18 protein-coding genes and 1 riboswitch are annotated in these 20,724 nt (G+C 62.4%); of the genes, 6 read left to right on the top strand and 12 right to left on the bottom strand.

Features of this window, described 5'->3' with window-relative positions; genetic code table 11:
- Positions 1-136: 136 nt before the first annotated feature.
- The 8 genes from parC to HKK57_RS11755 form a co-directional block, all read right to left on the bottom strand.
- Positions 137-2,401: a DNA topoisomerase IV subunit A gene (gene parC, locus HKK57_RS11790; RefSeq protein WP_057437367.1), complete on the bottom strand. Its 2,265-nt coding sequence runs from the start codon at positions 2,399-2,401 to the stop codon at positions 137-139.
- Between the two features lie 10 nt (positions 2,402-2,411).
- Positions 2,412-2,933, bottom strand: coding sequence for a retropepsin-like aspartic protease family protein (locus HKK57_RS11785; protein WP_029299149.1), 522 nt, complete (start codon positions 2,931-2,933; stop codon positions 2,412-2,414).
- On the bottom strand, positions 2,930-3,925 hold the full coding sequence (locus HKK57_RS11780) for an esterase-like activity of phytase family protein (protein ID WP_169390201.1): 996 nt from the start codon (positions 3,923-3,925) through the stop codon (positions 2,930-2,932). The genes HKK57_RS11785 and HKK57_RS11780 overlap by 4 nt, the downstream gene beginning before the upstream one ends.
- Entirely contained in the window at positions 3,925-5,829 is a 1,905-nt protein-coding gene (gene parE, locus HKK57_RS11775) for a DNA topoisomerase IV subunit B (protein ID WP_032862074.1), read from the bottom strand. The genes HKK57_RS11780 and parE overlap by 1 nt, the downstream gene beginning before the upstream one ends.
- A 44-nt stretch (positions 5,830-5,873) precedes the next feature.
- Entirely contained in the window at positions 5,874-6,482 is a 609-nt protein-coding gene (locus tag HKK57_RS11770; protein WP_029299153.1) for a YqiA/YcfP family alpha/beta fold hydrolase, read from the bottom strand.
- Between the two features lie 205 nt (positions 6,483-6,687).
- Positions 6,688-7,503, bottom strand: a complete 816-nt coding sequence (gene cpdA / locus HKK57_RS11765; RefSeq protein WP_029299155.1) for a 3',5'-cyclic-AMP phosphodiesterase — start codon at positions 7,501-7,503, stop codon at positions 6,688-6,690.
- 97 nt (positions 7,504-7,600) lie between these two features.
- Entirely contained in the window at positions 7,601-8,050 is a 450-nt protein-coding gene (locus tag HKK57_RS11760; protein ID WP_029299156.1) for a DUF1249 domain-containing protein, read from the bottom strand.
- Positions 8,041-8,658 carry an NUDIX domain-containing protein gene (locus HKK57_RS11755; RefSeq protein WP_029299158.1) on the bottom strand — a complete coding sequence of 206 codons (618 nt, stop codon included), beginning with the start codon at positions 8,656-8,658 and terminating at the stop codon, positions 8,041-8,043. Before HKK57_RS11755 ends, HKK57_RS11760 begins: the two co-directional genes overlap by 10 nt.
- Before the next feature lie 202 nt (positions 8,659-8,860).
- Between HKK57_RS11755 and HKK57_RS11750 the strand changes: the two genes are divergently transcribed.
- Complete coding sequence (locus HKK57_RS11750) at positions 8,861-9,607, top strand: RsiV family protein (RefSeq protein WP_029299159.1); 747 nt, start codon at positions 8,861-8,863, stop codon at positions 9,605-9,607.
- On the opposite strand, the gene cytX is transcribed toward HKK57_RS11750, so the two are convergent.
- Positions 9,576-10,865 carry a putative hydroxymethylpyrimidine transporter CytX gene (cytX, locus tag HKK57_RS11745; protein ID WP_029299161.1) on the bottom strand — a complete coding sequence of 430 codons (1,290 nt, stop codon included), beginning with the start codon at positions 10,863-10,865 and terminating at the stop codon, positions 9,576-9,578. The genes HKK57_RS11750 and cytX overlap by 32 nt on opposite strands.
- A 130-nt stretch (positions 10,866-10,995) precedes the next feature.
- A complete protein-coding gene (thiC, locus tag HKK57_RS11740) occupies positions 10,996-12,885 on the bottom strand; it encodes a phosphomethylpyrimidine synthase ThiC (protein ID WP_159906283.1) in 1,890 nt (629 codons plus the stop codon).
- 150 nt (positions 12,886-13,035) lie between these two features.
- Positions 13,036-13,141: riboswitch (TPP riboswitch) on the bottom strand.
- A gap of 196 nt (positions 13,142-13,337) precedes the next feature.
- On the opposite strand from thiC, the gene HKK57_RS11735 reads away from it, so the two are divergent.
- Positions 13,338-14,777: a TolC family outer membrane protein gene (locus HKK57_RS11735; RefSeq protein ID WP_070996444.1), complete on the top strand. Its 1,440-nt coding sequence runs from the start codon at positions 13,338-13,340 to the stop codon at positions 14,775-14,777.
- 110 nt (positions 14,778-14,887) lie between these two features.
- Here the strand turns inward: HKK57_RS11735 and waaA are convergent, their stop codons facing one another.
- Together waaA and HKK57_RS11725 are read right to left on the bottom strand one after the other, a co-directional pair.
- A complete protein-coding gene (waaA, locus tag HKK57_RS11730) occupies positions 14,888-16,165 on the bottom strand; it encodes a lipid IV(A) 3-deoxy-D-manno-octulosonic acid transferase (protein ID WP_169390200.1) in 1,278 nt (425 codons plus the stop codon).
- Positions 16,166-16,188: 23 nt separating this feature from the next.
- Positions 16,189-17,079: a LysR family transcriptional regulator gene (locus HKK57_RS11725; protein WP_029299167.1), complete on the bottom strand. Its 891-nt coding sequence runs from the start codon at positions 17,077-17,079 to the stop codon at positions 16,189-16,191.
- 201 nt (positions 17,080-17,280) lie between these two features.
- Between HKK57_RS11725 and HKK57_RS11720 the strand changes: the two genes are divergently transcribed.
- The 4 genes from HKK57_RS11720 (at position 17,281) to HKK57_RS11705 (ending at position 20,693) form a co-directional block, all read left to right on the top strand.
- A complete protein-coding gene (locus tag HKK57_RS11720) occupies positions 17,281-17,616 on the top strand; it encodes a DMT family transporter (protein WP_029299169.1) in 336 nt (111 codons plus the stop codon).
- An 85-nt stretch (positions 17,617-17,701) separates the two neighbouring features.
- The gene (locus HKK57_RS11715; RefSeq protein ID WP_133713929.1) at positions 17,702-18,877 is read left to right on the top strand and encodes an NAD(P)/FAD-dependent oxidoreductase; all 1,176 of its coding nucleotides are present in this window, start codon (positions 17,702-17,704) and stop codon (positions 18,875-18,877) included.
- Complete coding sequence (locus tag HKK57_RS11710) at positions 18,874-19,686, top strand: aldo/keto reductase (RefSeq protein ID WP_029299173.1); 813 nt, start codon at positions 18,874-18,876, stop codon at positions 19,684-19,686. The genes HKK57_RS11715 and HKK57_RS11710 overlap by 4 nt, the downstream gene beginning before the upstream one ends.
- 41 nt (positions 19,687-19,727) lie before the next feature.
- Positions 19,728-20,693 (top strand): hypothetical protein, encoded by a 966-nt coding sequence (locus HKK57_RS11705; RefSeq protein WP_029299175.1) that lies wholly within the window; start codon positions 19,728-19,730, stop codon positions 20,691-20,693.
- Positions 20,694-20,724: the final 31 nt, after the last annotated feature.

The following is a 20,724-nucleotide window of genomic DNA, read 5'->3' as shown; positions in this document are numbered from 1 at the left end:
AATACTAAAAATAACCTATACGCGCTCAGCCACGCCGGCGCTGGAAAGGCCATATCATCCGTGAATATGCGCCATGACTCCAGCGCGAAAGCGCCGATCTACGCGTTAAATCGTAGATCGGGCGCTCTATATCGCTTTAAGCGGGCGTTTCTACCAGCAATGCATCTACCCGCTGGAAGCCACGGGGCAATTTATTCCCACGGCGTCCACGTTCGCCCTTGTAGTGCTCCAGGTCGTCGGGACGCAGGGACAACGTGCGCTTGCCGGCCTGCAGCACCAGGGTCGAGCCTTCCGGGATCACTGCGATGTCGGTCACGTACTCTTCGCGACTGGCCACCCGCTCCCCTGGGATACCAATGATCTTGTTGCCCTTGCCCTTGCCCAACTGCGGCAGGTCGCTGATCTTGAACACCAGCAAGCGCCCTTCGGTGGTCACCGATGCCAGCCAATTGCCTTCGCGGTCCTCGACCGGACGCGGCAAGATCACCTTGGCGTTGTTCGGCAGGCTCAACAGGGCCTTGCCTGCCTTGTTCTTGGCCTGCAAGTCCTCGCCCTTGACCACGAAACCGTAGCCAGCGTCGGAGGCGATGACGTACAGCGAGTCATCATCAGGCAGCAATACACATTCAAAACTTGCCCCTGGCGGTGGCGCCAGGCGACCGGTCAAGGGTTCGCCCTGGCCTCGTGCAGACGGCAGGGTATGAGCCGGCACCGAATAACTGCGCCCGGTGGAGTCGATAAACACCGCAAACTGGTTGGAGCGCCCAGCCGCAGCAGTCTTGAATCCATCACCGGCCTTGTACGACAGGCCAGTGGCGTCAATATCATGCCCCTTGGCGGAGCGAACCCAACCCTTTTCCGACAGAACGACGGTAATTTTCTCGTTGGGCAACAGCTCGGTTTCGGTCAGGGCCTTGGCCTCGGCGCGCTCGACAATCGGCGAGCGGCGGTCGTCGCCATAGGTTTCTGCATCTTTGATCAATTCGCTGCGCACCAGCTTCTTGAGCTTGGCTTCGCTACCCAGCAGCGCTTGCAGCTTGGCTTGCTCCTTGAGCAAGGCGTCCTGCTCGTCGCGCAACTTCATCTCTTCCAGGCGCGCCAACTGACGCAAACGGGTATCGAGGATGTAGTCGGCCTGGATCTCGCTCAGCTCGAAACGCGCGATCAGCTCGGCTTTCGGGTGCTCGGCGGTACGGATGATATGGATCACTTCATCCAGGTTGAGGTAAGCGATCAGCAAGCCGTCCAACAGGTGCAGGCGACGCTCGACCTTGTCCAACCGGAACTGCAAGCGGCGGCGTACGGTATTGACCCGGAACTCCAGCCACTCCACCAGCAGGTTGCGCAGGTTTTTCAGTTGCGGCTTGCCGTCCAGGCCAATGATGTTGACGTTGACCCGGTAACTGGATTCCAGCTCGGTGCTGGCAAACAGGTGCTGCATCAGCACTTCATGATCGACCCGGCTGTTGGTCGGAATGATCACGATGCGGCACGGGTTTTCGTGGTCGGATTCGTCACGCAGGTCAGCGACTTGCGGCAGCTTCGACGGCTTGGCCTGCATCAGCGCGGCAATCTGTTCCAGCACTTTGGCGCCGGAGACCTGGTGCGGCAAGGCGGTGACGATGATGTCGCCATCTTCGATGTGGTACACGGCACGCATACGCACCGAGCCCTTGCCGGTCTCGTACATTTTCAGCAGGTCGGCGCGCGGCGTGATGATTTCCGCTTCGGTCGGGTAATCCGGGCCCTGGATATGCTCGCACAGCTGCTCGACCGTGGCCTTGGGCTCATCGAGCAGACGCACGCAGGCGGTGGCGACTTCGCGCAGGTTATGCGGCGGTACGTCGGTGGCCATGCCCACGGCGATACCGGTGGTGCCGTTGAGCAGGATATTGGGCAGGCGCGCCGGCAAGACCAGCGGTTCGTCGAGGGTGCCGTCGAAGTTCGGGCCCCAGTCTGCGGTGCCCTGGCCCAGCTCGCTGAGCAGTACTTCGGAGTAGCGCGACAGCCGCGCCTCGGTGTAACGCATGGCGGCGAAGGACTTGGGATCGTCCGGCGCACCCCAGTTACCCTGGCCATCGACCAGGGTGTAGCGGTAGCTGAACGGCTGGGCCATCAGCACCATGGCTTCGTAGCACGCCGAGTCGCCGTGGGGGTGGAACTTGCCGAGCACGTCACCGACGGTACGCGCCGACTTCTTGTGCTTGGAGTCCGCGTCCAGGCCCAACTCACTCATGGCGTAGATAATGCGCCGCTGTACCGGCTTCAAGCCGTCGCCGATATGCGGCAAGGCACGGTCCATGATCACGTACATGGAGTAGTTGAGGTAGGCATTTTCGGTGAAGTCAGCCAGCGACCGGCGTTCTACGCCGTCTAAGCTGTCTGCAAGGATGTCACTCATGCGGGCCTCATCATTGTCTGGTCTGGCGCAGCAGCATGGTGCCGCCGCGCTGGGTAAATTCAAGTTGTTTCAATGCGCTCATGCCCAACAGCACTTGCTCGCCACCCAGGCCCGGCGCCACCAGGGCGCGTACGTCCTGCAGGACGATATCGCCCAGTTGCAGGCGCTCCAGGTGGGTGCGATAGCCCTGGCTGCGGCCGTTGGCGGTGCTCAAGGTCACCGGCAAACCGCGCTTGAGCCCCAGGCGTTCGGCCAACTCGGCCGGTACCGCCACGTCGGTGGCGCCGGTATCGAGCATGAAATCCACCGGCTGGCCGTTGATCTGGCCAGTGGCGACAAAATGACCCTGGCCGTTGCCGACCAGTTTCACTTCTATATAACCCGCGTGTTGCTGCGAGGTGACCACGGCGTTGGGGTTTTCCTGACGCGCTTCCCATTGCCCAAAAAACCGTGTTGCCAGAAACAGCCCGGCGCCCCACGCCACGAACATCAATATGCGTCCGGCGCGCTTGCCAGGCGGCTGCGTACTCATGGCTGGGCACTCCAACCACCGGCCGGAGCAGCAAAACGATAGACCATCGGGCGTTTTTCACCGTCGGCCCGGGTGCCGAAGTTATTGTCGATGCCAATCCAGGCTCCATCGGCGTCAATCAGCAAGGCTTCTGCCAGGCCGTAGCTCTGGGCGTAACGTCGGTTGGGCTGCAGCGCCTCGTCGGCGTACGACCAGCACAACTCGACCTTGGCCGTCACGCTGTCGCGTCGGCAGACCTGGAACGCATTGCGCTCCAGGGTAAACAACTTGCCTTTGAACAGCGCCAGGTCGGCAAAGTCCTTGGACACCGCCTTGGCTCCCGGAAACTGCGCCGGCTGCATTTCCTGGCCGGCTTCGCTCAACAGTACGCAGGGGCCGTCGCAATCCCAAACGCTCTGCCCACGCTTGATCGAAATCAGCCCGCGCCGCTCACGCTCGGCCGCCAGCCAGATCTGATTGCCCTCGGGATTGACCGCCAGCCCTTCAAACAACGCATTGAAGTGCAGCAGCAAGCCACTGGCCCGCGCCTCGCGAACCATGCCAGGGGCAATCTTCAGCCACTCCGGATCGCCGCTTGCCGGCACTTGCAGCACCGCCGCGTGGGCTTCGCTGACGATATAACGATTACCGACGGCGTCACAGCTGATGCCTTCAAAATCCAGGTCGCCACCACGAATCACCGAAGCCGCCGTGGTGCGTGCGCGCAAACCCCAGGGCAGGCCCGATTCAGGCACCGGCGGCACGTCGATCTTCACCATCTCGGCCTGCCAGGTCTCGGCGCGGGTATCGAGGCGGTAGATCTGGTCGTCGTCGCGGTCAGAGACCGTCCACAACTCCTTGCCACACAAGGCCAGGCCCGACAGGTTACCGCCGCGCATGCCGTCTACCGGGTGTTCGGACAGCAGCTTGAGCTCGACAGCTGGCTGGGCCACGACCTGGGTCGCTGCCAACCCGCTCAACAACAGTATCGCCAGGGCGAAACCGCTGCGCATCAGCCCAATACCTCGGCCAGGTTGCCTTTGGACTCCAGCCAGGCCTTACGGTCGCCGGCGCGCTTCTTGGCCAGCAACATGTCCATCATTTCCGAGGTCGCGGCGTAGTCTTCCAGGGTCAACTGCACCAGGCGCCGGGTGTTCGGGTCCATGGTGGTTTCCCGCAGTTGCGGTGGGTTCATTTCACCCAGGCCCTTGAATCGAGTGACTTGCGGCTTGCCACGCTTCTTCTCGGCCACCAGGCGATCGAGGATGCCGTCGCGCTCGGCTTCGTCCAGGGCGTAGTAGATTTCCTTGCCCAGGTCGATACGGTACAGCGGCGGCATCGCCACGTAGACGTGACCGGCATCCACCAGCGGGCGGAAATGCTGGACGAACAGGGCGCAGAGCAAGGTAGCAATGTGCAAGCCGTCGGAGTCGGCGTCGGCGAGGATGCAGATCTTGCCGTAGCGCAACTGGCTCATGTCCTCGGCGCCGGGATCCACGCCAATGGCCACGGCGATGTTGTGCACTTCCTGGCTGGCCAGCACTTCGCTGCCGTCGACTTCCCAGGTATTGAGGATCTTGCCGCGCAGCGGCAGGATCGCCTGGAACTCCTTGTCCCGTGCCTGCTTGGCCGAACCGCCGGCGGAATCACCTTCCACCAGGAACAGCTCGGAGCGCATCGGGTCCTGCCCGGCGCAGTCCGCCAGTTTGCCGGGCAATGCCGGGCCCTGGGTGATGCGCTTGCGCTCGACCTTTTTGCTGGCCTTGAGGCGACGCCCGGCGTTGTTGATCGCCAGCTCGGCCAGGGCCAGGCCCAGTTCCGGATGCTCGTTGAGCCACAGGCTGAACGCATCCTTGACCACACCCGAGACAAACGCCGCCGCCTCACGGGACGACAGGCGTTCCTTGGTCTGGCCGGAGAATTGCGGCTCCTGCATTTTCATCGACAGAACGAAGGCGATGCGCTCCCAGACGTCTTCCGGCGCCAGCTTCACGCCGCGCGGCAACAGGCTGCGGTACTCGCAGAATTCGCGCATGGCATCCAGCAGGCCCTGGCGCAGACCGTTGACGTGAGTACCGCCTTGGGCGGTGGGGATCAGGTTGACGTAGCTTTCCTGGACACTGTCGCCACCTTCGGGCAACCACAGCAAGGCCCAGTCCACGGCCTCCTTGTTACCGGCCAGGCTGCCGCAGAAGGGCTCGTTGGGCAAGCGTTCGAAGTCGCTGACCGAGTCTTCCAGATAGGAGCGCAGGCCGTCTTCGTAGTGCCACTCGACCTTTTCGCCGGTGCCTTTGTCTTCAAAACTGACCAGCAGGCCCGGGCACAATACGGCCTTGGCCTTGAGTACGTGCTTGAGGCGGCTGATGGAGAATTTCGGGGAATCGAAGTATTTCGGATCCGGCGCGAAGTACACGCTGGTCCCGGTATTGCGCTTGCCGACAGTGCCGACGACTTCCAGCTCGGTGGCCTTGTAGCCATCGGCGAAGGTCATCTGGTATTCGTTGCCGTCGCGCTTGACCTTGACCCGCACTTGCGTGGACAGGGCGTTGACCACGGAAATACCCACACCGTGCAAGCCGCCGGAGAATTGGTAGTTCTTGTTGGAAAACTTGCCGCCGGCGTGGAGCTTGGTGAGGATCAGCTCGACACCCGAAACGCCCTCTTCGGGGTGGATATCCACCGGCATGCCGCGCCCGTCGTCGGACACTTCCAGGGAATGGTCGGCGTGCAGAATGACCTGGACCGACTTGGCGTGCCCGGCCAAGGCTTCGTCGACGCTGTTGTCGATGACTTCCTGGGCAAGGTGGTTCGGCCGACTGGTGTCGGTGTACATGCCGGGGCGTTTGCGCACCGGGTCGAGGCCCGAGAGGACTTCGATGGCGTCGGCGTTATAAGAGCTAGCGCTGGGAGTGGCCATGGGGTCTCGTCGTGAGTCGTTCGATTAAAAAGTAACCTGCGGTTTCACAATGCGGTGAAATCGAAGGATTGGTACTGATCTGCGCCAATGCCGGCAAAACTCAACAGGGCCGGTAACTGTCGGCCAAAGCCCTGGTAACCGTGGTCGCCGCCAGCCTGGATACGCAAGGCACAGGCCCGGTAATACTGCTCGGCGAGGCGATAATCCAGTGTTTCGTCCCCGGTCTGCAACCACACCTGATAGCGCTGGGCATCCTGGGGCGCTGCAACCTCAAGCTCAGCCAGGGCCGCGACGTGATCGTGGGTCAATTCCCAGGTCTCATCGGTGTAAAGGTTCTTCTGGGTGCCCAGGTAACCGTCGAACATGCGATGGGGGCTGACCGCCGGGTTGACCAGCAGGGCCTTGAGGCCATGGCGTTCGGCAAGATGGGTTGCATAGTAGCCGCCGAGTGAGCTGCCGACCAGCAGCGGCCGCCCCAGCTCGCCGATCGCCTGCTCCAACTGGGCAATCGCCTGGCGTGGATGGTGATGCAGGGCCGGCACCCGCAGTTGGTCGGCCAGCCCGAGACTGTCCATCACGCCCATCAGGTAGCTGGCCTTGGTCGAGGCCGGCGCGCTGTTGAAACCGTGGATATACAAGATCGAAGCGGACATGCCGGGCTCTCCGTGCGTTATCGGCCAAAGGGGCGCAGTTTACAGGGAATGACGCGGTGTGAGCAGGGTTACTGCCGAACGCGGCCTGCCAGGGGTGTGGGAGCGGGCTTGCCCGCGATGGCGCTATATCAGTGATAGATTTGTTGGCTGACCCACCGCAATCGCGGGCAAGCCCGCTCCTACATTTTGATGTGTGTTTGCAGGTTTAGTAGCCGTTGCTGCCGTAATCCACGGTAAAGGTGAAGCCTTCGACCCGTTCTACTCCAGTTTCCAGCCGCCCGTCCGGGTGCAGACGCAGCCAGCGATAGCCAGGCGCCTGTTCGCTGACCTTGAAATCCTCACTGCCGGGGGCGAACTGGATGCAGGTGGACGGCGACGCCAGCAAGCGCACGCCATTACGCTGGCGGTCGATCTCCTGGTGCACATGCCCCCACAACACCGCCCGCACCTGGGGAAAACGGTCGAGCACGGCAAACAGCGCCTCGGGATTGCGCAAACCGATGGGCTCCATCCAGGCACAGCCGATGGGCACGGGGTGATGATGGAAGCACACCAGATGATGGCGACCCGGTGCTTCACTCAAGGCTTGCGCCAGCAATTGCAGTTGCGGCTCGGCCAGATAGCCCGGCACCGAGCCCGGCACGGCGGAGTCCAGCAAGGTAATGCGCCAGTTGCCCACATCCACCACCGACTCCAGCAACGCGCTGCCCATGGTCGCCTGGGCCATGACCTGCGGCTCATCGTGATTGCCCGGAATCCAGCGCGCCGGGGCGCCAATCTGCTGGCTCAGGTCGCGAAACAGCTGGTAGGACTCAAGCGTACCGTCCTGGGACAAGTCGCCGGTGGCCAGCAGCAAATCAATCTGCGGTTGCCGGGCCCGCACCAGCTCGATCACCCGTTGCAGGCTGTCGCGGGTATTCATGCCCAGCAGCGTGCCGTCGGCCTCGGCAAACAGGTGGCTGTCAGACAGTTGCACCAGCAACGCCGGCGCATCGGGGTTCACGGTGGATACGCTCGGCAAGGCGTTCTCCCAGGGCAATCACATAAATGGACAATGGGTGCAATTATGCTGGGGCAGGACACAAAGAGGAAAGCCGTCAAACGCACGCCGTCGAACGCTATCGGACGACTTCAAACTCATGGCCCAGGGCCAGGCAATGACTCAACCATTCACCGAGGAACACATTGAGCTGTGCTTTCTCATCGGGCTGGTGCATGAACATATTGGGGTAAGGATAGATGCTGCGAAAGCGCCGTGCATGTTCGGCGCTGACCACTTCGGCCATTCGCGCATCGTGATACACCTGCACTTCCAGCTGCGGCACCGGCAGCCACGGCAGGCTGTGCTCCTGGCGCACGCGCAGGGTGCTGGTGTACGGGCAAGTGAGGATGACTTCCAGGGTCAGCACGCCGAGCATCTGGTCACCGTGGGTCACGGCGATCCGTCGTGCTTCGGGCGTATGGCGCATGTCCGGCAACAGGCGCATCAGCCGCGCATAGTTAGCCTCGCAAGCGGCTTGCAAGCCGATCAGGTCGACCCGGTAGCGTTCCCGTGCCTTTACTGCCATAACCCCCTCACTTCCGCGCGATTAAGCGCAAGCCATTGCAGGGCGATAATGCTGGCTGCGTTGGAAATTTTACCGTCGCGTACCGCTTGCAGGGCATCTTCAAAGGCCCACACGGTAACGCGGATATCTTCTGCTTCTTCGGCCAGGCCATGGATACCGCCAGCACCGCTACTGTCGCAACGTCCCAAAAACAGGTGGACGAATTCGGTGCTGCCCCCCGGCGACGGGAAATACTTGGTGATCGGCCATAGCGCAGAGAAGGTCAGCCCAGCTTCCTCCTCGGCTTCGCGGTGCGCAACCTCCTCCGGTTGCTCGTCTTTGTCGATCAGACCGGCAACCATCTCCACCAACCATGGATTGTCGGTGCGGCCCATGGCGCCAACCCGGAACTGCTCGATCAACACCACTTCATCGCGTTGCGCATCGTAGGGCAGGACACAGACGGCATCGTGGCGGACAAAAATCTCGCGGTTGATCACCGGGCTCATGCCGCCGTCGAACAGCTCGTGGCGCAGCTGTACACGATCAAGCTTGTAGAAGCCCTGGTAGGCATTGTCGCGCTGAACCACTTCAAATCTGTTCGGCGTCGATTTCGCACTGTCGGTCATATCAACCCTCGTTTATTGCGGTGTGTGTCTCGGCATCGCGCCATCCTACAGCGCCCGCGCCCGTCGGTGCAGCCCCTTTCCTGTTGCCGGGACAGGCGGCGGCGGTCAAACTCACTGTAATCAGCTTAGTGGCGAACTGACTGGGATGCCGACAGTCGAAGCCCCATATCTTTCGCTCCTCTCCGCTTTATGAAGGACGCCCATGTCGCTGTTAAAAGTCGCCTCCGTGGCCTGTATTGCCTTGACGCTCGGCGCTTGCCAGAGCCTGTTCCAACCCAGCTACCGCGCGCCGCTGGAAGCCACCCGCGATGCATCCGAAGTGGTGCAACCGGGCTGCACCACTGCCGATTGCCCACTGGTGAACATCGATACGGTGCATTTCGCCAACGAGCCCAAGCTCGACGCCTTGATCGAGCAACGCCTGCTGGAAATGACCCGCACCACCCCCGGCGCGCCACTGCCGGCGTCGCTGAACGCCTATCGGGAAAAATTCCTGCGCGAGTCCGGCCCACGCAACAGCATGTACTTGCAGGCCAAGGTACGGGAGCAGCATGACGGCTTGGTGATCATCGAACTGTCCAGCTACCTGGACACCGGCGGCGCCCATGGCGAACCTGGCCGCGGCTTCATCAACTACTCACGCCAACAGCAAAAAAACCTGACCCTGGCGGACATGCTGCGCCCTGGCAAGGAAGACGCGTTCTGGAAAGCCGCCCAGGTAGCCCACAACAGTTGGCTGATCAGCACCCGCCTGAGCCTGGAGCCGGAGTACGTGAAAAGCTGGCCGTTCCAGAAAACCCCGAACGTGGCGCTGACCTACGGCGCGGTGGTGCTCAAGTACCCTACGACCACCATTGCGCCCTACGCCATGGGCCACGTCGAGTTGCAGATTCCTTACACGCGCCTCGACGGCATCATCAAGCCGGAGCTGGTGCCCGTACGCCCCTGAAGGCGCGCCCGAGGATAAATTGCAGCAGCCCTGCCAGCGCCAGTGCCGGTAGGGTCGCGCCAATATCCGGGTACAGATTGGCCAGCAGATGATAGGTGCTGATACCGCCCAGCCAGGCCAGCAGCGCCGGCCAGCGCAGGCTTGCAGGCCGCGCCTGGCCACGTCGGCGCAGGATGAAGTGGTCTACCAGCACCACGCCAAACAGCGGCGCGAATACCGAGCCGATCAACAGCAGGAAATTCTGATACTGGGCCAAGGGCGCGAAGCAGGCGATCAGCGTGCAAACAAGCCCGATCGCCAGTGCCAGGTGTTCGACTTTCACCCGTAGCAACATGCCGCTGGATACCGCCGCGGAGTGGATATCGGCGAAGGCGTTTTCTGATTCATCCAGCAGAATCAACAACAGCGGAATCCCCAGGCCAGCCCCGGCCAACGCCAGCAGCAGCGCGTTGACTTCACCACTGGGCGCAAACGCCAGGGTGTAAGCCACGCCCAGGCTCATCAGCCAGAAATTGCCGATAAAAAAGCCCAGGGCCGTGCCGCCAAACACTCGGGTTGCGCGTTTGCCGAAGCGTGAGTAGTCGGCAATCAGCGGCAACCAGGACAACGGCATGGCAATGGCGATATCAAACCCGACAGCAAACGGCAGCGAACCATCGCCCGCCTGGGCCCACAACGCGGCCAGGTCGGCCTTGGCGAACAGGTTCCAGGTCAGCCACAGGCAGGCCGCCAGCAGCAGCCAGATCCCCCACTTGCGCAGGATCTTTCGCACGAAGGTCAGCGGGCCACTGACCGCCAGCAAGGTGGCGAGGCCGCCGAAGAACAGCGTCCAGAGCAACGGGCTGGCCCACAGACTGCCTTCGTTGAAGGCACGGGTGCCCAGCAGGCTGGCGGCATCGCGCATGACGATGATTTCGAACGAGCCCCAGCCAATCAGTTGCAGCAGGTTCAACAGCGCCGGCAGGCTAGCGCCTTTGGCGCCCAGGCTGAGCTTGAGGGCGGCCATGGACGATAGGCCGGTGTCACTGCCGATCACCCCGACGGCGGCCAACAGCAGCACGCCTACCAGGGTGCCGAGGAAAATCGCCAGCAACGAGCCCGACAGACCCAAGCCAGGCGCCAGCAACGCACCGGTCTGCAGGACCATCAGGCCGATGCCGAGGGAGAACCACAGGGAAAACAGATCGCGGGCGCCAAAAACTCTTTTGTCAGCAGGCACCGCGATGTCCGGGGAATAGGTGCTGGGTTGAGTGTTCAAGGGTGTTATCTCAGAGGGACATTTGTTGTTGGGGAGATTGCTATCGCGGGCAAGCCCGCTCCCACACATTCAAAAATGTGGGAGCGGGCTTGCCCGCGATGAGGCCAGTAGAAGCGCCTTCAATCCCAAGTCAGACCTTTTTGTAGAGCTGGCTGCCTTCCTGCTTGAACCGCTGCGCCTGCTCGGCCAAGCCCTTGGCCACATCCACATCCACCGCCTCGATGCGCTGGTTGGCCGCGTACTCACGCACTTCCTGGGTGATCTTCATCGAGCAGAATTTCGGCCCGCACATCGAGCAGAAATGCGCGACCTTGGCCGAATCCTTGGGCAGGGTTTCGTCGTGATAGGAGCGCGCGGTGTCCGGGTCCAGGCCGAGGTTGAACTGGTCTTCCCAGCGGAACTCGAACCGCGCCTTGCTCAAGGCGTTGTCACGGATCTGCGCGCCTGGATGGCCCTTGGCCAAATCCGCGGCGTGGGCCGCAATCTTGTAGGTGATGATGCCGGTCTTCACATCATCCTTGTTCGGCAGGCCCAGGTGTTCCTTGGGCGTGACGTAGCAGAGCATCGCGCAACCGAACCAGCCGATCATCGCCGCGCCGATGCCTGAGGTGATGTGGTCGTAGCCCGGTGCAATGTCAGTGGTCAGCGGGCCGAGGGTGTAGAACGGCGCCTCGTCACAGCACTCCAGTTGCTTGTCCATATTCTCCTTGATCAACTGCATCGGCACATGACCAGGGCCTTCGATCATGGTTTGTACGTCGTGCTTCCAGGCGATCTTGGTCAGTTCGCCAAGGGTTTCCAGCTCGCCGAACTGCGCGGCGTCGTTGGCGTCGGCAATCGACCCCGGGCGCAGGCCATCGCCGAGGGAGAAGCTGACGTCGTAGGCCTTCATGATTTCGCAGATTTCATCGAAATGCGTGTAGGTGAAGTTCTCTTTGTGATGCGCCAGGCACCACTTGGCCATGATCGAGCCGCCACGGGAAACGATACCGGTCACCCGCTTGGCGGTCAGCGGTACATAGCGCAGCAGCACGCCGGCGTGGATGGTGAAGTAGTCGACGCCCTGCTCGGCCTGTTCGATCAGGGTGTCGCGGAACAGCTCCCAGGTCAGGTCTTCGGCAGCGCCGCCGACTTTTTCCAGGGCCTGGTAGATCGGTACGGTACCAATCGGCACCGGCGAGTTGCGGATGATCCACTCGCGGGTTTCGTGGATGTGCTTGCCGGTGGACAGGTCCATCACGGTGTCAGAACCCCAGCGAATGCCCCAGGTCAGTTTCGCCACTTCTTCTTCGATGGACGAGCCCAGGGCGCTGTTGCCAATGTTGCCGTTGATCTTCACCAGGAAGTTACGGCCGATGATCATCGGTTCCAGTTCGGTGTGGTTGATGTTGGCCGGGATGATGGCGCGGCCACGGGCGATTTCTTCGCGCACAAATTCGGGGGTGATGATTTTCGGCACGCTGGCGCCGAAGCTGTGGCCGGCGTGTTGCTGGGTCAGCAGGCCGGCCGCGCGGGCTTCTTCAAGCTTCATATTTTCGCGGATGGCGACGTATTCCATCTCGGCGGTAATGATGCCCTGGCGCGCGTAGTGCATTTGTGTGACGTTGGCCCCGGCCTTGGCGCGGCGTGGGTTCTTCACATGGGCAAAACGCAGGGCGGTCAGCTCGGCATCGCTCAGGCGCTGCTGGCCGAAGTGCGAGCTCAGGCCGGACAGGCGCTCGGTGTCGCCACGGGATTCGATCCACGGCGAGCGCACATCGCCCAGGCCTTTGCGCACGTCAATAATCACGTTGGGGTCGGTGTACGGGCCGGAGGTGTCGTAGACCACCACGGGCGCATTGATCTCGCCGCCGAAGTCGGTGGGCGTCACGTCGAGGCTGATTTCGCGCATCGGTACGCGGATGTCCGGGCGGGTGCCCTGCACATAGACTTTTTGCGAGCGGGTAAACGGCTGCACGGATCCCGAGTCAACCTTGGCCGACTCACTCAAATGCACGGTGTTTTTTAGTTTTGTACTCATCACGGGCTCTCCAGACACATCCAGGCAGTGGATTTTTGTCGGAGCGAACCTGTGACGGACGGACGCACTGGAACCAGTGCTGTGCTTGGTGCACGAGGGCTGTTCGATGGTCGAACAACATCCCGGACGAAGCACAAGAGGACTCGCCGGGTGACGAGAAATCTTGTTCCCTACGCAGGCGCTAACCTGATCAGGTTCAACGGGATCCGGTATTTACCGATCTCAGCCTCATAGCAAGGCACCCCGACAAGAACGCGGCCAGTCTAGACCATGGAGCAGGCAAATTGCCAATAGCGGTGCATTCAGCGTGATGAATGGCGCAATTACAGGATTGTTGTGCCGCAGTGCGGCCACTACACTCGGCTACTGTCTCAACGCCTTGACGCTATGGATTGCTCGTCGTAGCCTTGGGCGCTAAATTATCGCCGTAATATTTATCTAGGGATCGCCTCATGCTGCGCAAACTTTCACTGGCTCTTGCCGTGTCTTGTGCGACCAATGGAATGGTCTGGGCAGCAGAAGCGCCCTTGTCGACCAAAACCGATCTGGTCAGCGTCTACCAGGAAGCGGTGGACAACAACGCCGACCTGGCCGCCGCCCGTGCCCAATACGGCGCGCAAAAAGAAGTGGTGCCCCAGGCCCGTGCCGGCCTGCTGCCCAACCTCTCGGCCGGCGCCGACGTGAACAACGTGCGCACCCAGATCGACACACCCTCGGCCACTGCCAATCGCGACGCCCACACCTGGCGCGCGACCCTCAGCCAGCCGCTGTTCCGTGCCGATCGCTGGTTCCAGCTGCAGGCTGCCGAAGCCGTGAATGAACAAGCCGCCCTACAGCTCTCGGCCACCGAGCAGGAACTGATCCTGCAAAGCGCCGAAAACTACTTCGCCGTGCTGCGCGCCCAGGACAACCTGGCCTCGACCAAGGCCGAGGAAGCGGCCTTCAAGCGCCAACTGGACCAGTCCAACGAGCGTTTCGACGTGGGCCTGTCGGACAAGACCGACGTGCTGCAATCCCAGGCCAGCTACGACACCGCACGCGCCAACCGGATCCTCGCCCAGCGCCAGGTGGATGACGCGTTTGAAGCGCTGATCACCCTGACCAACCGCCAATACAACGCGATCCAGGGCATTGTCCACACGCTGCCGGTGTTGCCGCCGGCACCGAACGACGCCAAAGCCTGGGTCGACACCGCCGGGCGACAGAACCTGAACCTGCTGGCCAGCAACTATGCGGTGACGGCTGCCGAAGAGACCCTCAAGCAGCGCAAGGCCGGCCACGCGCCGACCCTGGACGCGGTGGCGCAATACGAGAAAGGCGACAACGACGCCCTCGGCTTCAGTAACCCCAACGCCTTCGGCCAGCCCTATCGTGGCGATGTCGAGCAACGCACCATCGGCCTGCGCCTGAATATCCCGCTGTACAGCGGCGGCCTCACCAGCTCCCAGGTGCGCGAGTCATATTCGCGCCTGGGCCAGACCGAGCAGCAACGCGAAGGCCTGCGCCGCCAGGTGGTGGAAAACACCCGCAACCTGCACCGCGCGGTGAATACCGACGTGGAGCAAGTACAGGCCCGCCGCCAGTCGATCATCTCCAACCAGAGCGCAGTGGAAGCCACGGAAATCGGTTACCAGGTGGGCACGCGCAATATCGTCGATGTGCTGGACTCGCAGCGCCAGCTCTACTCCTCGGTGCGCAACTACAACAACAGCCGCTATGACTACATCCTCGACAACCTGCGCCTGAAGCAGGCGGCGGGGACGTTGAACCCGGGGGATCTGCAGGATCTGGCGCGGTACCTGAAGGCTGACTACAACCCGGACAAGGACTTCCTGCCGCCGGACCTGGCCAAGGCTGCGGCCGAGCAACTGAAGGCCCGCCCCAGCAACTAAACCCACCGCATAACAAATGTGGGAGCGGGCTTGCTCGCGAAGACGGTGTGTCAGTCAATACATGTGTTGACTGACACACCGTCTTCGCGAGCAAGCCCGCTCCCACAAGGTCAGCGGTTGATCAGGCGATCGATACCATCGAGCAAGCGCTTCAACGCCCCCTGGTTGCCCTGCATCACCTTGAGCCCCGCCTGCGCCATCTTCTGCGCATCCTGCGGCAGCTCAAACAACTGCCGCACCGCCTCGGCCAAGCCCTCGGCATCCTCCACCTCCCGCAACGCCCCGGCTTCGCGCATCATCGCGGCGATTTCGAGGAAGTTGAACAGGTGCGGGCCGCTGATCACCGGCTTGGCCAGCGCAGCGGGCTCCAGCAGGTTATGCCCACCATTGGGCACGAGGCTGCCGCCGACAAAAGCGCTGTCGGCCAAGGCATACAAAAACAGCAGCTCGCCCATGGTGTCGCCCAGCAATACCGAGGTCTGGGCGTTGACCGGCGCGCCGCTGGAGCGCCGCACGGTGGCAAAACCCTGCTGCTGGCACAGCTCAAACATCGTGTTGAAACGCTCCGGATGCCGTGGCACCAGAATCAACAGGGCGTTGGGATAGCTGGCGAGCAACTGCCGATGGGCCGCCAGCACCACTTCATCTTCACCCTCGTGGGTACTGGCGGCGATCCACACCGGGCGCTCGCTGGCCTGCCACTGCTCACGCAACGCAGCGGCGCGCGCCAACAGCTGCGGATCGATGGTCAGGTCAAACTTGATCGAGCCGGTGACTTCGACCGTTTCCGCACGTGCGCCCAGGCTGCGAAAGCGCTCGGCCTCGGTGGCGGTCTGCACGGCGAACAGGCTCATTTCTGCCAGCATCGGCGCAGTCAGTTTGGCGAAACGTGCGTAGCCCTTGGCCGAGCGTGCCGACAGCCGCGCATTGGCCAGGACCACCGGAATCCCGCGCTTGGCGCACTGGTGGATATGGTTGGGCCACAACTCGGTTTCCATGATGACCGCCAGCCTGGGCTGGACCCGGTCCAGAAAGCGCTTGGCGGCACATGGCAAATCGTAGGGCAGGTAGCAATGCTGGATGCGCGGCTCATTGGCGAACAATGCCTGGATCCGCTCGGAACCGGTGGGCGTCATGCAGGTGACGGTGATCGGCAACTGTGGATGACGCTCCAGCAAACCACGGATCATCGGTGCGGCGGCGATGCTCTCGCCCACCGACACCGCGTGCACCCAGATCCCACCGGGTTTGAGTAGCGGCAACCCGTAGGAAAAGCGTTCGCTGACGCGCTTGGCGTAGGCCGGCGCCTTGCGTGCCCGCAGCCATAGACGTAAGGCCACCAACGGCAGCGCCAGGTAAAACAGACAGCTGTAGAGAGTTCTATTCATGGCGGCGGAGTTTATCGGCTTTTTCAGCCGATCGCCTGCAAACACTCGGTAAAACGTTCGGCCAGAAAGCGCGCCGCCGGGCCCAGGGGTTCATCCCGACGCCAAACCAGCTCCACCACCAGGGCCGGCGGCGTCCATTCGCTATCCAACTCGACCATCTGCCCCTGATACGTCGGGTATTGCACCACATGTCGCGGTAACCAGGCCCAGCCCAGGCCACGCGCCAGCCACTCGGCCAACACGTAAAAGCTGTCGGCACGCCACACCTGCGGGCTGGCCGCCTCGCTACCGGGGTAGACGCTGGTCTGGGTCGACATCAGCAACTGGCGAAACTGCGCCAGGCGCTGGCAATCGACAAAACCGCCGCTGGCCAGCGGATGCCCGACGCCGCACACCGTGACCATCTCCACGCTGCCGACCACCCGCCGCTCAAGGGCCTCGGGGATCTGGTCGTGGTAGAACAGCAACCCCAGGTCCGCTTTGCGCTCGACTAATTTGCGTGCGACATCACCTTGGGCCGTGCTCGACAATTGCACTTCCAGGCTAGGAAACTTCCCGGCCAGCGCCTCCAGGCTATCGAGTACCGGCTGATACAACATGGCTTCGTCCTGGGCCAGGCGCAGCCGCGCTTCTTCGCCACGCATCAAGGACAGAGCGCGGCCGTTGAGACGCTCGCACTGACGCAGCACTTCCCGGGCCTCCTCCAGCAGCACCGTACCGGCCTCCGTCAACCGGGGCTGGCGACCACTGCTACGATCAAACAGGCTCACCCCAAGGTCAGCCTCCAGCAAGGCAATACCATTGCTTACCGCCGACTGCGCCTTGCGCTGGTCCCGGGCCACCGCCGAAAACGACCGCTGTTCGGCGACGCTGACAAACAGGCGCATCTGCTCCAGGTTCCATTGCACGCTCATTGGTCAAACCCATCTTAAATTCGGATAGGTAATGACTTTACCCCATCTGATAACGCACTAAAATGCCAGCCTTTGTAGGAGCGAGCTTGCTCGCGAAAAACCCAAGAACACCACGTTCAACCAGGCTATACGCGTAATCGTTAACGATTTTCGCGAGCAAGCTCGCTCCTACAGTATTGAGCCCATCCCGAGGATTGCCCCATGAACGTCGCCTACTACTACCTGGCTATCGCCATCTGCTCGGAGGTGATCGCTACCGTTTCCATGAAAGCAATCAAGGGCTGGAGCACGCCGATTCCCCTACTGTTGGTGATCGTGGGTTATGGCGTGGCTTTCTGGATGCTGACTCTGGTGGTGCGCACCGTCCCGGTGGGCGTGGCCTATGCGGTATGGGCCGGGATGGGCATTGTCATGGTCAGCATCGCGGCGCTGTTTATCTATGGGCAGAAGCTCGATCTGCCGGCGATGCTCGGGATGGGCTTGATTGTGCTGGGGGTGGTGGTGATTCAGTTGTTTTCGAAAACGGCAGGCCACTGACCTCCTACAGTTGTTGATCCTGAGCAAAGATCCCGCCGTCGAGTCTGTATACTTGGCCTCTTGTTCTGAACACTGAGGTCGCCCCATGCCATCCGTTATTTCCACCGACGTCCTGATTGTCGGCGCCGGGGTTGCCGGCCTCTGGCTCAATGCGCGCCTGCGCAACCAGGGGTTTTCCACGATTGTGGTGGAGAACGCGACCCTGGGTGGCGGGCAGAGCGTGAAGTCCCAGGGGATCATTCACGGTGGTGCGAAATACGCCTTGCACGGTGCCCTGACCGGCGCCTCTGAAGCTATTGCCGATATGCCACGACGCTGGCGCGAGGCGCTGGCCGGCACCGGCGAGCTGGACCTGACGGGCGTGCGCCTGCTGTCCCAGGCCCATTACCTGTGGTCGCCAGGCACCCTGGCCGGCAACCTCACCAGCTTCTTCGCCAGCAAGGCGGTGCGCGGCCGCGTCGACCAGGTCAAGGGCGACGATTTGCCGCTGGCCCTGCAAGACCGCCGCTTCAAGGGCAAGGTCTATCGCCTGGCCGAACTGGTGGTGGATGTGCCGAGTCTGATCGAGCGCCTGGCGCAATTGGCCGGCGACGGCCTGCTCGCCGGGCAACAGATCGAGCCGCTGCTTGAGGGTGGCATCCTGGTTGGCCTGAAAGTCGATGGCCGAGCGATTCGCGCCCAGCGCATCGTGCTGAGCGCCGGCGGCGGCACCGCCGAACTGCTGACCACCCTGGGCCTGAGCCAGCCGGCCATGCAAAAGCGCCCGCTGCATATGATCATCGCCAAGGGCCCCGGCCTCAAACCCCTGTACGCGCACTGCCTGGGCGGCGGCACCAAGCCACGGATCACCATCACCACGCACCCGGCCGCTGATGGCAATTGGGTGTGGTACATGGGCGGCGATATTGCCGAGACCGAAGGTGTGCACCGCACGCCCGCCGAGCAGATCGCCACGGCGCAAAAGGAGCTGGCGCAACTGCTGCCGTGGATCGACATGAGCCAGACCCAGTGGGCGACCCTGCGGGTGGATCGCGCCGAGCCCCTGCAAACGGGCCTGACCCGGCCGGACAACGCATTCCTCGCCGAACAGGGCCGGCTGCTGGTGGGCTGGCCAACCAAGCTGGCCCTGGCGCCGGACTTCGCCGACCGGGTGCTCAACGCCCTGGAACGTGACGGCATCCAGCCGACACCCAGCGAACCATTGCCGCAACTGCCCCGCCCCGCCATCGCCCAACCCGCCTGGGAGCAATTGTTGCCATGAGCCTGCCGACCCTGCATGACCTTCATCGCCCCCTGGGCAGCACCGGCCTGCTGGTCTCGCCACTGGGCCTGGGCACCGTGAAACTGGGGCGCGACCAGGGAGTGAAGTACCCCAATGGTTTCCAGATCCCCAACGATGAGGAGGCGCGGATGTTGCTGCGCCAGGCGCGCGAGCTGGGGATCAACCTGATCGACACCGCCCCCGCCTATGGTCACAGCGAAGAACGCCTGGGCCCGCTGCTGCGTGGCCAGCGCCAGGACTGGGTGATTGTCAGCAAGGTCGGCGAAGAATTTGCCGACGGCGTGTCCCGTCACGACTTCAGCGCAGCCCACACCCGGCTGTCCGTGGAGCGCAGCCTGAAACGCCTGGAAACGGATTTTATCGACCTGGTGCTGGTGCATTCCGACGGCAACGACTTGCATATTCTCAACGACTGCGAGGTCTACCAGACCCTGGCGGACCTCAAGGCCGAGGGCAAGATTCGCGGTTTCGGCTTTTCCGGCAAAACCGTCGAGGGCGGGGTGAAGGCTCTGGAACAAGGTGATTGCGCGATGGTCACCTACAATCTGAACGAGCAAGACGAAAAAGCCGTGATTGATTATGCCGCCGCCCACGGCAAAGGCATCCTGGTGAAAAAGGCCCTGGCCAGTGGGCATGCGTGCCTTGAGCCGGGAGTGGATCCAATTCACGCCAGTTTCATCTTGTTGTTTGCGCAAACGGGCGTGGCCAGTGCTATTGTCGGGACCATCAACCCGCTGCACCTTGCCCATAATGTGGCAACCGCTGCCAAGATCATTCGCCAATCCTGATGCCGCCGACGCGGCCGACCCCGACGCAAGAAGGAGCCGACATGCCGCGAACGCTCATAAGAAAAAACCCCAGTAACTTTAAAACTCTGCCGCTGTACGTCGAAGCCACCCCCGAAGGCCTGAGCTACCAGAGCGTGGGCATGCCGCTCAACTTTGCCCAGACTCTGCAGCGGCGCAAGCCGGTGGAAGTGGCGGATGCCGAGCGCTTCGCCCTGGAACTGGCCAACCTCGGGGTGTCGGTGCGCCTGACACTGCACTGGCAAAACCGCGATTACTGGGTACTGGTGCGCCAGCGTCGCCAGGACCGTGGCGACGTGGTGCTCAAGCTGATTTCCGGCTACGTGCCGGCCCACGAACTGAACTTGCCACTGCACACTGCCATTCAGGAAATCGCCGAGGAGTGCCTGCTGGAGACCCCGGAAGGCTGGCTGGGCGGGCGCTTCAACGATACCTGGCTGCCGGCGCCCTACTCCAGCGCGCTGCATTACCGCGAGGCCTTGCCGTTTCGCCTGTCGCCGCTGTCCGGCGCTGCCCGCCCGGTGCGCTGCGCCAACATGCAATTGATCGAACGCCCCCGGGCCTATGTGCACCTGCCCACGGCCTCACTGCAATTGATCTACGACCTGCGCCTGGAAGTGCCCAAGGAAGCCAAGTCCTTGAGCCTGTTCCATGTGGACGAACGCCTGGAGGGCGACCAACTGGTGGCGCGCCTGGACCGCCAGCGCCCGGACTTGTACCTGATGCCCCTGAAGGACGGCCAGCCTTGCGCCGAGCTGTTTACCTTGAAAAAGGATCAACTGGTGCCAGCGAGTACGCGCGGGTTGTACCTGGCCGAAAGTTTTGCCCAGCAGGAAGGTTGGCTGGTGCGCGATGAGCGGATCCGCTGGAAGGACTGGCTCAGGCAACAGGGCCTGAGCGCGCCGGAGAAGGAATCGAAGTTGAGCCAGCTGACCGGGCGGGCCAGACAGATCTTGCGCAAGATGGTGCCGAAAAAAGCAGGACGCTGACGCCTCCCCTGTAGGAGCCAGGCCGGCTCCT

Source organism: Pseudomonas sp. ADAK21 (assembly GCF_012935735.1).
Taxonomy (GTDB): Bacteria; Pseudomonadota; Gammaproteobacteria; order Pseudomonadales; family Pseudomonadaceae; genus Aquipseudomonas; species Aquipseudomonas proteolytica.
Note: the sequence above shows the minus strand (reverse complement) of the source record. Positions and strands in the feature narration are given on the sequence as shown.